The sequence below is a fragment of the Paenibacillus sp. 2KB_20 genome (genome assembly GCF_052115765.1).
Taxonomy (GTDB): domain Bacteria; phylum Bacillota; class Bacilli; order Paenibacillales; family Paenibacillaceae; genus Paenibacillus_AQ.
In genome coordinates, this window is the sequence record NZ_JBFRHH010000001.1 from 1,092,302 (window position 1) to 1,106,571 (window position 14,270).

Genomic DNA, 14,270 nt, shown 5'->3' on the forward strand with positions numbered 1-14,270 from the left:
AGGATTCATCGTGAACCCTTGCTGCTTGAGAACATCATATCCCTTAAATAAGACAAATATTGTCTTATTTAGAGAATCAGATAAAATGAATGATATGAGACGGAGGTAGTTCTATGCAGAAATCCCAGCGCCTGATTCAATTAATGATGATGATCAATGCAAAAAAATCGTTTACCGTAAGAGAACTGGCCGATGAATTCGGTCTCTCCGTCAGGACCCTTTCAAGAGATTTGGATGAGCTGAGCGGGCTCGGCGTTCCCATCTACTCTGTGCAAGGTCGAGGCGGCGGCTACAGACTGCTGCAGGAGCGGATGCTGCCGCCGATCAGTTTCACGGAAAGCGAAGCGATCGCCATCTTTTTTGCCTGCCAATCCTTAAGCTATTTCAGCACCCTGCCATTCGGTGACGGAGCCGCCACGGCACTCCATAAGTTCTATCATTATTTGCCGACAGATATCAAAGAGCAGATCGACCGTCTTAAGGATCGCGTTATGATTCACAGTCCATTCCGTGCGATGTCCACCGAGATTTTACAAACGCTAATGGAAGCCGTCATGGTTCGGCAAGCGGTCACCATCTCCTATCGTTCATCCGCCGGAAGCAGCCAGCGGCATATTCAGCCTATCGGTTTGTATGCAAGCTCGGGCTACTGGTATTGTCCGGCCTACTGTTTCACTCAAGAGGATATCAGACAGTTCAGAGTCGACCGGATCATTGCGGCCACTCCCAATGCGTCCATCGCGATCCGTGAAGATATCGCTAACCAAACGCTGCGTGACATACCGGAAACCGGGAATGGGGAAATGAAGCCGTTTGAGGTACAATTAACTACTAAAGGGGTTTGGCTGCTTGAAACGGATACTCGCCTCGGTCCCCACATCGATAAGAACAAAGATGGCAGCGGAGTCGTTCAGCTTGAAATACCAGCGACCGACGTCAGCTTCTATTCGGACTATGTGTGGCGTCTCGGAGAGGAAGCAACCATCATCTCGCCTGCTGAAGCGGTTCAATGGACCCGGGAGAAAATTGAAGCCATGAGGCTAAGGTATACGGGTAAAATCGATTCCGCATAAAACATATAAAGGAGGAGAAGGTCATGACTTCACAAGTTGATCGTTTAATCCAGCGGATAACAGAAGAACTTCGGGAGGTACCCGGCGTTATAGGGGTCGTACTTGGGGGATCCAGAGCCAAAGGAACCGCCAAACCGGATTCCGATATCGATATCGGCATTTATTACGATGAATCACAAGGATTTAAGGTGGAGAACATCGCTAGGGTGGCGCAGAAATTAGATGACGAGCATCGGGATGGGATTATCACTTCATTAGGCGAATGGGGTGCCTGGGTTAACGGGGGCGGATGGTTAGTGATCGAGGGTTATCATGTGGATTTCTTATTCCGTGATGTACACCGCGTGTCCAGCATCATCGACGACTGTTCCGCAGGCTTGGTGTCAGCCCATTACCAAACCGGACATCCACATGCCTATCTGAATGTGATGTATATGGGGGAACTTGCGATTTGTCGTATGCTGTCGGATTCGGATAACCGAATACAGACCTTGAAAGCCAAAACGGTTCCTTATCCAAAAACATTAAAGGATGCGATGGTCGGCTTCTTTACCTTCGAAGCCTCCTTCTCCTTGATGTTTGCGGATAAAACAGCTGCCAGCGATGATATCACTTATGTTACCGGTCACTGCTTCCGCTGCATTTCGTGCTTGAATCAAGTGCTGTTTGCCAAAAATGAGTTGTACTGCATCAATGAGAAGCGTGCAGTAGCCATGATCGAAACCTTTCCCATCAAGCCGGCCAATTACAAGCAACGCTTGGATCAGGTAATCACACTGCTCTCCTCAGATACAGAAAAAACAAAACAAGCCACTGCGCTGCTTCAGGAGCTTGTTGCCGAAACCGAAGCGTTGTAGCGCCGCAGCCGTTATTTCTTATTCATCCATTTGTAAGACACGCGGTCTGCAAACCTTGGAAACAGCTGGTACAGCCTTATGCCCAGTGAGGCCAGCCTCGGAAGATTGAGTTCTTCCTTGCGCTTTTTCACCAGCTTCACGACCTGTTCCGCAACATACTCGGCCTTCATCATGAACCAGCTCACATTATTGACATAACCGCCTGTCGGATCTGCCAAGGAAAAGAACGGGGTATCAATGGGGCCAGGGTTTACAGTAGATACGGTTATGCCCGTGTTCCGCAGCTCCTGCCGGAGTGAATTGCTAAACCCAAGCACGGCATGCTTGGTGGCCGAATAGGCGGTGGATTTGGCCGTTCCGATTTTTCCGGCCATGGACGCAATGTTGACGATTTGGCCGTCAGCCCGCTTCAGCATCCCTGGCAGCACGGCTTGCGTACAGCGCACGATGCCCATATAATTGACGTCCATCATGTCCTGAAACTCTTCTTGACGCATGTCCATAACAGCTTCGAACTTGCCGTAGCCGGCATTGTTAATCAGCACGTCGATTCTGCCATGGCGGCTAAGAAGACCTTCCATGACAGACTGCACCTGCTCGGGGCTCTGAACATCCATGGTTGCAAGCTCATGGGGGCCTGGTATTCGCGCACCCACCTCCTGCAGACGTTCTGCCGAACGGGCGCACAGAACCACGTATGCTCCTTCCGCAGAAAGCTTCTCCGCGATCAAGGCGCCGATTCCGCTGGATGCTCCCGTAACGACGATAACTTTATTTTTCAGCATGATTTCATATCCCTTTCTTCGCCGACACAGCTCTTGATTCCTTATCATTAAAGAGCCTTACATACACGGCCATTGGGTTCGTTACTCCTATTTTATGAAATCATGACTTGAATATCCAGCTCTCCGATTCCTTCCATTCTCAGCGGAATACAAAGTGCCTTCTTCTGAATAAGAGTGGATGTGCTATCCGACCTCATTACTTTGGGAGGCGTAATATCCACGCTGACGCCCTGGTTCGATAAAATGGTGCTGGCATTGCCGCTGATCATGTTGCCGAGTTCTGAAATCGCGCTTTGTCCCATCTCATCCATCTCGGTAATGACATAGCCGCCCATCATCACCGATACCATCTGCAGGGCTACCTGCTCCTGAATCCCAAATACAATGTCACCGTTCATTTGGCCTGTCATGCCGATTTGGATCCAGATATGATTCTCCAAATATCCGATCTCTTTGACCCCAAGATTCCCCGTGGAAGGTGAAACCTGTATGACTTGTTCGATCACGTGTCGTGCGGACTCTAAAAAAGGATTGATGACTTCCGCTTTCATTCCTCATTACGCCCCTTTCACTGGGTTGTTGGTCAGGGTCCCAAAGTCCCACCTATATATTTAAACATTATAATGGATACCTTGTAATAAATCATCACAAAATAGCGACAGTCCTCATTCCAACAACTGTCTTGCCATGTCAGCTATCGCTTGAAACGCTTTAGTACGAAGATATTCCTTTCGCTTAAACGGGCCTTTGGTCTCACCTTTGTTCTATGTCTACTTTACTATTATCGGAAGGTTTCCCCATCTTTTAATAATAATTAAATGGAAATTAAAATGTTTTTCATTTTTTCGGCCGAAAACCACCAGGTTTGCTCCCTTCATTGCTCCACCGGGAAGAATAACCTATAATTTAAATAATACAGATTGCACGCGATAGATGAGCGGAAGAATATATCAAGTAAGGAGGAAGGCTATGAACATCAGCCAATTGGAAACGCTTATTACCATCTCCAAAACGATGAGCTTTCGCAAAGCGGGAGAGCTTCTTAATCTGACACAACCGGCGGTATCCGCCCAGATCAAGAGCCTGGAAGAAGAATTTAAAACGGTGCTGGTGGACCGGAGTCAGCCCGTGACGTTAACCGACCGGGGGCAGGTCTTCGTGGACCATGCCGAACAGATCCTCGGGATCGTGGATGAGCTGAAGCAGCGGCTATCCGACCTTGATCAAACTCCCCAGGGTCATATTCAGCTGGGTACAACCACTTCCATAGCGATTCAGATCCTGCCACGGGTACTTTCCTACTTCCAGGATCAATTCCCTCATATTAAAACAACCATTCAATCCATGGCCTCATCACAAATCTATCACAGCGTAGAGAACGGGCTCATCGACATCGGGATCGGTTATCTGATCGAGCGCAATCCCAACTTGAGCACATCCATTCTGTACTACGATACCTTTGAGCTTGTCGTATCCCCTCAGCATCCGCTAGCCAAACTCTCCACGGCAAGCATGGATGTGCTGGGTGGAACCCCCCTTATTCTGCTAACACGTGACACCGTCGGCCGCCGCTTCGCAGATGACGTAATGAAGAAGCACGGCATTGAGCCGCAGGTTGTCATGGAACTGTCAAGCAGTGAAGAAATTAAACGGATGGTCGAGATCAATTTGGGCGCAGCCATTATATCGAAGCAGTCCGTCGCGACGGAGCTGCGCAACGGCACCCTGCAGATTGTTCCCCTGAGCGAGCTTGAAGTTAGCCACCCTGTCGGCGTAATCTATAAGAGCGGACGATACGTCAGCTCCGCTATGCGTCAATTCCTCAGTGATCTGAAGGGCATGCCCGAGACACAGTTCATCAGCAGCGAATAACGCCACATCAAACCTAGAATAATAACCAATCAAGCGATATGAAGGAGGTCAACATGAAATTTGATCTGCACACCCATCATTTCCGCTGCGGCCACGCAGACGGCAACATTCGAGATTATATTGAGGCTGCGATTGCGGCAGATTTACAGGTGATTGGAATCTCGGACCACACTCCATACTTCGGGAGCCCGGAAGAGCAGCCCTTTCCAGCCATCTCCATGGCAAAAAGGGACTTTGCGGAGTACGTACAAGAAGTTCTGGACTTAAAGCGGGAATATGAAGGTAAAATCAAAGTCCTGCTGGGCATTGAATCCGATTATTTTCCGAATCATGCCCAGGTTTATCAGCAGGCATTAAATGCTTACCCTTTTGACTACATCATCGGCTCCATCCATCACGTTAGGGATATCAGCATCTTCAATAAAAACCGCTGGAAGAACCTGACGCAGCAGCAGCAGGTTGCCGATAAAGAGGAATACTTCAATCTGATCCGCCAATCCGCGCGAAGCGGAATGTTCCAGATCATCGCCCATATGGATGCCATGAAGGGCAATTATCCGCTGTTCTCCGAAATCAAGGCCGACGAAGCGATCGAGGAAACGTTGAAAGTCATCGCGGAATCAGGCCTGGCGATCGAGATCAACACTTCCGGCAAAACCAAGCTGTGCGGCGGCTGGTATCCATCGAGCGCCATCTTGGAGGTCGCGCACCATCACGGCGTTGACGTCACCTTCGGCTCCGACGCCCACAAACCGTCACGGGTCGGAGATGAATTTGACGAAGTGGCCAAAGTGCTCAAAGAAATCGGATACACGGAATGGGTATATTTCGAACAAAAACAGAAGGTGACCGTACCTCTTTAAAGGGGGTACACCCTCCTTCTGTTTTTTTGCATTTACATAGGAAGCACAGCAAAATAGGCAAAAAAAAGTGGACCCGTTACCGGGTCCAAAACATAATATATATTCTCAAAAGGGGGTCATGTGATAAGTTTAACCCGCGGCTGTTAGAGTTTGATAACAGGTATATTTCATTTGTGTAACAAATTCCAAGTGAGCCTTTCATCTTGACATGTTCAGATCACAGATTTCATTCCCTTCATGCCATTGAGCGCAAGGTGAGCACGGTAAGCTCCGGTTTGCATAAGAAACGAAAAGGCAGCTGCGTCGTGCCGATTCCCCTATTTACATAGAGCAGCATTCCACGTGAACCGATGGTATATAGGCCTTGCACATAACGCTTTGCCCCGGGCGGCGTGATCACCTCTCCCATCCAGGGCAAGCGGATCTGGCCCCCATGGCTGTGTCCCGACAGCTGGAGATGGAATGAATGGGCTGCAGTTGTGTCAGCATAATCCGGCTCGTGCATCAGCAGCAGCTTGAACATTCCGTCTGGTAAATCTTGAATGACTGCTGCCGGATCCGGCTGGCCCCAGAATGCATCGTCCAAACCTGCCACTGCAATGACAGCACCATCCCGCCTTAGCTTCACGGCGGTGTTCCGCAGCACCTGAAATCCGGCCTCTTCCTCCATAGATATCAGTGTCTCCACATCTTTGTAATCATGGTTACCCAATATAGAAAATAAGCCGAGAGGGGCCTTCAGCTCGGTGAACGGTTGAATGGCGGCCCTCATATCCTCTGTGTTACCGTCCACCATATCCCCTGTGAAACAGATCATGTCCGGTTTCTCATTTTGAATCGCTTGTACCACACGTGCCACGTCTTTTGCCCCGGTGTGAAAGCCCAGATGCAAATCGCTAAACTGAACGACCTTCATCCCATCAAAAGCCTTAGGCAGTGAAGGAAGCGCCAATGTCCGTCTCGTAATGTCCAATTGATGAGGCTCCCATAAAGACGCGTAAGCTCCGCCTGCAGCGCCAACACCGACCACGGCGGAAACACCGATCTTCAGAAATTGGCGGCGCGTCATCTTCGTCTGCATGACGTCTCGCTTTGCCCCGTCCTGGACTGTGCCATGGGGAGTAGACGAGGATGGATTTCTCATAGGTGGACTTCCTCCTATATAATAATAAAAGAGTACAAGTTTTAACGGCCTTACGGTTATTCATATATATGGAATAGCAAGAGAAAGGGGTTTACGTATGACTGATAACGATTCAATCAAAGCATTAGTTTCAGATCAGCGGCGTTTTTTTCATAAAGACATCACCAAGGAAGTGGATTTCCGACTGCAGCAGTTGACCAAGCTCCGCCAAGTACTGATTGCCAGGGAAAACGATATCATGGAGGCCCTTCGTAAAGACTTGAACAAAAGCAAGCAGGAGGCCTTCACGACTGAGATCGGGATTGTCTATAAGGAGCTTTCCTTTGTCATAAAGAATCTGAAGCGCTGGGCCAAGCCGCAGCGTGTCAAAACCGCACTGACGCATGTAGGCAGCAAGGGAATGGTCTACGCTGAGCCCTACGGGACGGCACTGATTATTGCTCCCTGGAATTATCCTTGGCAATTGGCCATCTCTCCACTGATCGGAGCTTTGGCCGCCGGAAACACCGCAATTGTAAAGCCCTCCGAGCTGACACCTAACGTATCCGGACTCATTACGTCCATCATCACGGAGACGTTTGAGCCGCAATATGTAGCTTCGGTGGAGGGAGGACCCGAGGTAAGCACGAGCTTGCTGGAGCAGCCGATGGATTATATCTTCTTTACCGGCAGTACCCATGTCGGCAAAATTGTCATGGAAGCCGCCGCCAAACAGTTGATCCCGGTGACGCTAGAGCTTGGAGGCAAAAGCCCATGTATCGTTCACGAGGATGCCCCCCTGGCCCTGGCGGCTTCACGTATCGCATTCGGCAAATATACAAATGCCGGCCAAACCTGCGTCGCGCCGGATTATGTTCTCGTACACAGCAAGGTGAAGGAGAAGTTCATCGCGCACCTGAAAGACGCCATCACTTCGTTCTACGGCGAGAACCCGCTAACCAATCCCGACTATGGGCGCATTGTTTCGGAGAAGCATTTTGACCGGCTGTCCGGCTTTCTGGACAACGGATCCCTGCGCCATGGCGGGAACAGTTCAAAGGAAAAATTGCTCATCGAGCCTACCGTGCTGGACGATATCACTTGGGATATGCCAGTCATGGAAGAAGAGATTTTTGGCCCCCTGTGCCCAATCCTGACTTACGAGAATGTACACGAAGCTGTCCAGGCGATTAATCACCGCCCTAAACCGCTCGCCCTTTACTTGTTCACGGAGAATGAAGACGTTCAGGATTACGTACTCTCCTCGGTTTCTTTTGGCGGGGGATGTGTTAACGATACGCTGATGCATCTGGCCACTCCCTTCCTTCCATTCGGAGGTGTCGGTGAGAGCGGAATGGGCGCCTACCACGGGGAATACAGCTTCCATACCTTCTCTCATAAGAAGAGCGTGCTGAAGCAAACCAACCGGTTCGATTTTAAATTCCGCTACCCTTCCAAGAACGGGCTCGGCATTCTGAAAAAGCTGATGAAACCTTAGTCTTAACTAAGACTTTGCTCACTTTCCATTTGCTAATATAAAGTAGGGGAGCCACTCTCATGGCTCCCCCTTATCGAACCGCACGTGCCCTATTTCTTTGGGCTTGTGTCGTTTTCTGCTTGTTAAAATTCCCGATTTTGCAGCTCCCGCTTTGCTGTTTCCTGGGAAAACACGCCTTCTGAGGTGATGATCTTCATCGGCAGTTCCTTGCCCTCCATTAAATCCCGCACCGCTTTCATGAGCTGGGGTCCGAGCAGCGGGTTGCATTCGACGGCCATATTCAATTTGCCCGTAACCATCGCTTGGAACGCCGGGCGCGTCGCATCGATTGAAATGATGACCATATCCTTCCCCGGATGAAGTCCGTATTCTTCTATTGCTTGAATGGCACCAAGCGCCATGTCGTCATTGTGCGAGTATACGACATCAAAAAGACTTCCATGCTTCTGCAGTGCGCTCTTCATCATCTCCTTGCCGTCCTCGAAGGTGTAATCTCCACTATACGATTCCAGTATTTCGAAATTGTCGTGCTGACGGATCACTTCCTCGAAGCCTTTCTTACGGCCTACCGCGGGTGCAGATTTCTCTGTGCCTTGTAGTTCAACGATGTGATAACGTTTCTGCCCAGTCAGTTCACCGGCGAGCCAGCGTGCCGCTCTTCGTCCCTCATCGATCATGTCCGAGCCGATATAAGCCGTCCAGAGCGTATCGTCGCTTACATTCACTTCCCTGTCGGACAGTATGACCGGAATACCGGCCTCCTTCGCTTCCTGCAGCACGTCCTCCCAGCCGGTCTCGGTCTTCGGCGAGAAGGCGATGACATCTACTTTTTGTTTAATGAACCGGCGGATAATATCGATCTGCTTCTCTTGCGATTGCTCCGCATTATCGTAAAGAAGTTCGATACCCGCCTCCTTGGCGGCGGCGATAACCGATTTCGTATTCGCCAGCCTCCAGCTGCTTTCGGTACCGACCTGGGCAAAGCCAAGCACAATAGACTTCCCCTCATCCTGTTTCTTCGTTTCACGCTTCTCCAGATCGCTTCGATCTTTAGCCGGATTTGAATTTTTTACCGAAAGTTCCGTCTGGGCAGTAATTTTTTGACTCCGCAAAATCACTTTCTTCGGAATGCCTTTCTCTTTGTTCAAAATGTCAATGGCATAATTGACTGCTTCTTTGCCGCCGGTAGGGCTTGTGAATGTGCCCGTCAACCGGTTTTCCGAGATTAACTTGAAGCTTCCGTTTTCCGAATTAACCCCGTCAATACCTATGATATCGATATTTTCCAAGCCTGCATGATGTGCGGCGCGATAAGCGCCGAGCGCCATCGCTTCATTATGCGCGAACACCAAATCGACCCCGCGATTTGCAGCGAACCACTCTGACAGCAGATCCTCGGCTTTGTCGCGTTGCCAATCCGCATTGAACGTTGCAGTGATTTCGATGTTCGAGCTTTCCGCCAACGCTTCGCGAAACCCTTTGCTGCGCTCTTCAACGCTGGGCGATCCTTTTAGCCCCTGCACCTCGATCATGCTCCCGCCGGCCGGGCCCAATGTTTCAAGGGCAAATTCGCCCGCTTTCTTGCCGATCATCTCGTTATCTGTTCCGATATAAAGCGTATAATCGTAACCGGTTACGCCCCGACCCATGACAATGACGGGAATTTTGCGGTAAGCCTCACTAATCGTCGGCGTTAATGCCACCGGATCGTCAAGCGAAACGATGAGCAGATCGATACCGTACTCAAGCAGATTCTTCACATCATCCGCCTGCTGACTGCTGCTCTGGGCGGCATCTGTAAAGATCACGCGCACATCCCCTCGGCGCTCCACCTCCTTGCGGATTTCATCATTCATAACCACCCGCCAGGGCTCCGACAGATTCGGTTGGGAAACGCCGATCAAGTATCGAACGTCGTTACCGGCTTCCCTGCCGCTACCCTGTATGTAGTGCCAAATTAAAATACACAACAGAGCGATCACAAACAATCTGCCCCAGCTCCACAATGAACGTCTCATCATCGTTGACCTTTCCGGTATATCAACGGGGCGGTGCCGGTAATTCTTTTAAAGGTGTTGCTGAAATAATGCTGACTGCTATAACCGACCATTTCGGCGATCTCGTATACTTTTGCTGCAGGATCGTTCATCAACTGAATGGCCTTTTCAATCCGGACTTTGGTCAAATAATCGATAAAGGACAATCCCAATTCCCGCTTCAATTGTTTGCTTAAATACGCAGGACTCACCTGCACCCCGTCCGCCACTTCGCTTAAGGACAGCTCCGGCTGGTGATAATTGCGGTCGATGAACCTTTTGGCCAGCACAACGACCGGGGATAAACTTCCTTTCGTTGTCAGCTCATCTCCCAATCTCCGGTATGCCGCCGGAACTCCGGCAATTCCATCGTCTACTGCACTTTGATCAAGCAAAACCACCTTTTCGAGAATCGTTTCGAGCCTTTGTTGAATTTTATCGCCCAGCGCCAGCCAATCCATTGCTTCAGTTATCGTAACGAGTACGATGATTTGACCTTTCGCATCGTTCAAGACAACTGCGGATTCAGATCGGACAACGTCCTCGGTCACGTTTCTTGCGGCGAATTCCAGCAGTTCCCGGTCCCAAGCGCGGTGTGTGCCGCCAGTATCCAGATGGCTCATCACCTTCAGCAGCACGATGCCGAGCGTTGGTCCGAGCTGCAGCCCAAAAAAATCAAGGTTCTTCCGCACCTCATCCTCACCCATCAAATGATCGATCCATTTCACCAGAAACTTATCGCGAATAAGGATTGAATTGGATTTAAGCTGGTAATCCACCCATTTGTGATGCTCCTCATATTGCCTGGTATTCTCTAATGTTTCAATGGCCCTGGCTACTACCGATTCGAGCTTGTTCCTTACCACCGGCTTCAAAATATAATCGAAAACTTTCAACTTTAAAGCCTGCTGGGCATAGGCAAACTCGTCATGGCCGGTAATCACGATCACTACGCAGCGCTCCAGCGCTTGCTTCATTTTCTCTAACAAATCGAGTCCGTTAAAAAAGGGCATATTGATATCGACAAACAAAATATCCGGTTTCAAATGATTGATCAAATCAAGTGCTTGCCGGCCGTCCTCGGCTTCCCCAACTACCTGGATGTTCAGTTCCTCCCAGGGCAGAACTTTCTTTAACCCTCTGCGAATTTTCGGTTCATCATCGGCGATTAACAGCTTCCACACGACCATATCCCCCATTTAAGTATTCACTAATGGTAGCCTTACTTCAACGACAGTTCCTTGTCCAGGAACGCTGTTTATGGATATTCCGTACTCGGGACCATGGGACAATTTGATTCTTTCGTTCACATTAAATAGCCCATAGCCACGTTCCCTGCCGGTTTGCCGCGTAAATCGCATATCTTCCCTCAACTGGATCAGCTTATCTTCCGGCAAGCCTACCCCGTCATCCTCAACAATCAATCGCAAGCCATTGTCATCCTTAAAGCCGCGGATCACGATTTTCCCCCTGCCTGATTTGGTCTTGATCCCGTGGTATATCGCATTTTCCACGAGCGGCTGCAAAATAATTTTCAAAACACGGTATCGCTTGATTTCATCGGAAATCAGGATCTCATAATCCAGTTTATCTTCATATCTCGCCATCTGGATCACCAAATAGCTTTCGACATGCTGCAGCTCATCCGTTAGCGGAATAATCTCATTTCCTTTGCTAAGACCGATCCGAAAAAGATTCGTCAACGCAACGATCAATTCGACGATATCCTGGGCATCTCGATCCTGCGCCATCCATTGAATGGTGTCCAGTGTATTGTAGAGAAAGTGTGGTTTGATTTGAGCTTGAAGCGCTTTCAATTCTGCTTCACGTTTTTCTTTCTGTTCCATATAAACCATGTTGATCAAATTTTCGATTTCTTCTACCATTTTATTGAAACTGTTGCCGAGCTGTCCGATTTCATCATTCGTCCTGCCAGGAAACCTTAAATTCAATTCCCCTTCTTCAACTTTTCTCATCAAGCTGCGCAGCTTACCGACAGGCCGTACAATCGAATTGGTAAAAAACCATGAAGCGATAAAAGCAAAAAACAAGGTCACCATCGCAATGATCACGGTAACGGTTTGTAAATCAGACACGACTTTAAGTGATTCGCTGAGTGGAATGACCCCGACGATTCTCCAACCGATATCCGGGAATGTGTTATAGATGATTTGGTAATTACGACCAAAGATCGGCTTAACCAGACTGCCTGTCGTACCACCCAGCCACTCGCCTGTAATTCGATAGACGATTCGATTTACCGGTGAATATACGACCCCGTTCATTTCATCCATAATAAATATAAATCCGCTCTTGCCAAGAGACACCGATTCGACGATGCTCCGGATGAAATCAAGCTTCATATCGATCATCACGACTCCGATGATTTCGTCCGTTACCGGGTCTTTCACCGCCTTCACAGCGGACAGTACCTGATCTGCGCTTATGTTTTGCATGAGTTTGATATTCCGTCCGATCGGATGGCTGAATAAGTGGAGGGTATCCGGATTGCTAACCGCGGCCTGATACCAATGCTCTTCCGTCAGCGGGTCGCGCTGAATTCGCTCCATCGTATTGCTAGCAGAGGCATTATTCCGGCTGACGGTCAGGATACCCGCAATCTCGGAACGCTGCCTTTCGAAGATCGCTTCCCTCCGCTGCACCTCGGCTCCGGTTTCAGCCAATTTTGCCCGATCTTGTTCGCCTGCCCGCATAAACTCAATAACTGCTTCTTCACCTGCCAAATAATCGACGATGTTATCCATCTCTTTCAAATAGGCCTCGATATGATTTTTGACTTGACTCATCATCTGGATCGTATGGGAATTCATCTCTTCTTCAATCGATTTCTTATAGAGATAACTCCCCAAAAAGCCTAAGGTTAAGATAGACAGCGAAATTATAAAGATGAAATATAGGAGCAGTTTGAATCGTATGCTTCGATTGGCAATGAAACCAATACGCAAAAGCATCAGCCCATTCTATCAAAATATGTCAAAAGGTTTGATCCTTATCATAAAGCAAAATGTGAAAATGCAAAAGAGCCACTCACTCTTTCGCAGCTTCACATTGATATTCGTTAACAATAATGTAAAGAACGCTAGTATTTACGGTTTGGAAGTGCATCGATCGCTTTTTGTCCGAAATATACGTCTTCTTCAGACTTAATCCATCGCGGAAGTTCTTTGCCTTCTTTAAAATCCAGTATCGCTTGCTTCAATTGTGGTCCAAGCAGCGGATTGCATTCTATCGTAACGTTCATTTTTCCCTGAGCGATCGCTTCAAAGGCTCCTTTAATGCCATCGACGCCGATGATTTTGATGTCGGTACCCGGCTTCAGGCCTGCTTCTTCGATGGCTTGAACTGCGCCAAGCGCCATGTCGTCGTTGTGAGCATATACGACTTGAATGTTCTTATCTTTTTTCAGATAAGCTTCCATAACTTCCTTGCCTTTGGCCCTAGTAAAATCGCCGGTTTGAGAGTAAACGATTCTGTACCCCGCATGGCCTGCAATCGCCTCTTCAAAGCCTTTCTTACGATCATTCGCCGCACTCGCGCCGACGGTGCCTTCAAGCTGTACGATATTTACTTGCGCGTCTGCGCCTAACTCGTCAAGCATCCATTTGGCCGCGTTTTGGCCTTCAAGTACAAAGTCGGAGCCTATAAAGGAGGTGTACAGATCTTCATTGCCTGCCGTGATGCTGCGGTCAAGCAGGAATACCGGAATGCCGGCGTCTTTAGCTTCCTTTAACACCGTTTCCCAGCCGGATTCAACAACCGGAGCGAGTCCGATGGCATCTACTTTTTGAGCGATGAAAGAGCGGATCGCCTTGATTTGATTCTCTTGTTTTTGCTGCGCATCGGAGAATTTCAATTCAAAGTTCGAGTCATTTTCAAACGTTTCCTTAATAGATGCAGTCTCGGCATCACGCCAGCCGCTCTCCGCGCCGATTTGCGCGAAGCCCAGGACAATTTTCTTTGTTGCAGGTTTATCCGTCGGCGCTGCATTCGCAGGAGCGCTGTTTCCCCCGTTTGCGTCTTTCCCCGGATTGTTATTGCTGCAGCCCGCAAAGATGGAAACAACCATCACCATCATAAGCAAGGTGAGCAGAAGACTTCTTCTGTTTGTTCTCATGTTCCTTGTTCCTCCCCTATAAGATTAA

General features: G+C 49.0%; 12 protein-coding genes. 5 read left to right on the top strand and 7 right to left on the bottom strand.

Annotation, left to right across the window (positions count from 1 at the left end):
- Positions 1–113 precede the first annotated feature (113 nt).
- Together AB4124_RS05155 and AB4124_RS05160 are read left to right on the top strand one after the other, a co-directional pair.
- Positions 114–1,073, top strand: a complete 960-nt coding sequence (locus tag AB4124_RS05155) for a helix-turn-helix transcriptional regulator (protein ID WP_441971518.1) — start codon at positions 114–116, stop codon at positions 1,071–1,073.
- 23 nt (positions 1,074–1,096) lie between these two features.
- Positions 1,097–1,930 carry a nucleotidyltransferase domain-containing protein gene (locus AB4124_RS05160; RefSeq protein WP_441971520.1) on the top strand — a complete coding sequence of 278 codons (834 nt, stop codon included), beginning with the start codon at positions 1,097–1,099 and terminating at the stop codon, positions 1,928–1,930.
- A gap of 11 nt (positions 1,931–1,941) precedes the next feature.
- Here AB4124_RS05160 and AB4124_RS05165 read toward each other — a convergent pair whose 3' ends face one another.
- Together AB4124_RS05165 and AB4124_RS05170 are read right to left on the bottom strand one after the other, a co-directional pair.
- Positions 1,942–2,715 carry an SDR family NAD(P)-dependent oxidoreductase gene (locus tag AB4124_RS05165; protein ID WP_339267951.1) on the bottom strand — a complete coding sequence of 258 codons (774 nt, stop codon included), beginning with the start codon at positions 2,713–2,715 and terminating at the stop codon, positions 1,942–1,944.
- A 92-nt stretch (positions 2,716–2,807) separates the two neighbouring features.
- Positions 2,808–3,266: a chemotaxis protein CheX gene (locus tag AB4124_RS05170; protein ID WP_076324811.1), complete on the bottom strand. Its 459-nt coding sequence runs from the start codon at positions 3,264–3,266 to the stop codon at positions 2,808–2,810.
- 418 nt (positions 3,267–3,684) lie between these two features.
- Here AB4124_RS05170 and AB4124_RS05175 point away from each other — a divergent pair, with 418 nt between their 5' ends.
- Both AB4124_RS05175 and AB4124_RS05180 read left to right on the top strand, forming a co-directional pair.
- Positions 3,685–4,587, top strand: a complete 903-nt coding sequence (locus AB4124_RS05175; protein WP_071222421.1) for a LysR family transcriptional regulator — start codon at positions 3,685–3,687, stop codon at positions 4,585–4,587.
- 53 nt (positions 4,588–4,640) lie between these two features.
- Entirely contained in the window at positions 4,641–5,450 is an 810-nt protein-coding gene (locus AB4124_RS05180) for a histidinol-phosphatase (RefSeq protein WP_430111965.1), read from the top strand.
- A 235-nt stretch (positions 5,451–5,685) separates the two neighbouring features.
- Here AB4124_RS05180 and AB4124_RS05185 read toward each other — a convergent pair whose 3' ends face one another.
- Entirely contained in the window at positions 5,686–6,594 is a 909-nt protein-coding gene (locus tag AB4124_RS05185; protein ID WP_441971523.1) for a metallophosphoesterase, read from the bottom strand.
- 97 nt (positions 6,595–6,691) lie between these two features.
- On the opposite strand from AB4124_RS05185, the gene AB4124_RS05190 reads away from it, so the two are divergent.
- Positions 6,692–8,071 carry an aldehyde dehydrogenase gene (locus AB4124_RS05190; protein ID WP_441971525.1) on the top strand — a complete coding sequence of 460 codons (1,380 nt, stop codon included), beginning with the start codon at positions 6,692–6,694 and terminating at the stop codon, positions 8,069–8,071.
- A 122-nt stretch (positions 8,072–8,193) separates the two neighbouring features.
- Here the strand turns inward: AB4124_RS05190 and AB4124_RS05195 are convergent, their stop codons facing one another.
- The 4 genes from AB4124_RS05195 to AB4124_RS05210 all read right to left on the bottom strand — a co-directional run bounded on the left by AB4124_RS05195 (position 8,194) and on the right by AB4124_RS05210 (position 14,242).
- Positions 8,194–10,092: a substrate-binding domain-containing protein gene (locus tag AB4124_RS05195; protein ID WP_441971527.1), complete on the bottom strand. Its 1,899-nt coding sequence runs from the start codon at positions 10,090–10,092 to the stop codon at positions 8,194–8,196.
- On the bottom strand, positions 10,089–11,291 hold the full coding sequence (locus tag AB4124_RS05200; protein ID WP_430111970.1) for a response regulator transcription factor: 1,203 nt from the start codon (positions 11,289–11,291) through the stop codon (positions 10,089–10,091). The genes AB4124_RS05195 and AB4124_RS05200 overlap by 4 nt, the downstream gene beginning before the upstream one ends.
- Before the next feature lie 15 nt (positions 11,292–11,306).
- On the bottom strand, positions 11,307–13,079 hold the full coding sequence (locus tag AB4124_RS05205; protein ID WP_441971529.1) for a sensor histidine kinase: 1,773 nt from the start codon (positions 13,077–13,079) through the stop codon (positions 11,307–11,309).
- A 128-nt stretch (positions 13,080–13,207) separates the two neighbouring features.
- The gene (locus AB4124_RS05210) at positions 13,208–14,242 is read right to left on the bottom strand and encodes an ABC transporter substrate-binding protein (RefSeq protein WP_441971531.1); all 1,035 of its coding nucleotides are present in this window, start codon (positions 14,240–14,242) and stop codon (positions 13,208–13,210) included.
- Between the last annotated feature and the right edge of the window lie 28 nt (positions 14,243–14,270).

Bases quoted from the DNA above. Each gene is read 5' to 3' on its own strand.
- AB4124_RS05195 (WP_441971527.1), bottom strand. From the start codon at position 10,092: ATGATGAGACGTTCATTGTGGAGCTGGGGCAGATTGTTTGTGATCGCT.
- AB4124_RS05190 (WP_441971525.1), top strand. From the start codon at position 6,692: ATGACTGATAACGATTCAATCAAAGCATTAGTTTCAGATCAGCGGCGT.
- AB4124_RS05210 (WP_441971531.1), bottom strand. From the start codon at position 14,242: ATGAGAACAAACAGAAGAAGTCTTCTGCTCACCTTGCTTATGATGGTG.
- AB4124_RS05165 (WP_339267951.1), bottom strand. From the start codon at position 2,715: ATGCTGAAAAATAAAGTTATCGTCGTTACGGGAGCATCCAGCGGAATC.
- AB4124_RS05170 (WP_076324811.1), bottom strand. From the start codon at position 3,266: ATGAAAGCGGAAGTCATCAATCCTTTTTTAGAGTCCGCACGACACGTG.
- AB4124_RS05155 (WP_441971518.1), top strand. From the start codon at position 114: ATGCAGAAATCCCAGCGCCTGATTCAATTAATGATGATGATCAATGCA.
- AB4124_RS05175 (WP_071222421.1), top strand. From the start codon at position 3,685: ATGAACATCAGCCAATTGGAAACGCTTATTACCATCTCCAAAACGATG.
- AB4124_RS05185 (WP_441971523.1), bottom strand. From the start codon at position 6,594: ATGAGAAATCCATCCTCGTCTACTCCCCATGGCACAGTCCAGGACGGG.
- AB4124_RS05160 (WP_441971520.1), top strand. From the start codon at position 1,097: ATGACTTCACAAGTTGATCGTTTAATCCAGCGGATAACAGAAGAACTT.
- AB4124_RS05205 (WP_441971529.1), bottom strand. From the start codon at position 13,079: ATGCTTTTGCGTATTGGTTTCATTGCCAATCGAAGCATACGATTCAAA.
- AB4124_RS05180 (WP_430111965.1), top strand. From the start codon at position 4,641: ATGAAATTTGATCTGCACACCCATCATTTCCGCTGCGGCCACGCAGAC.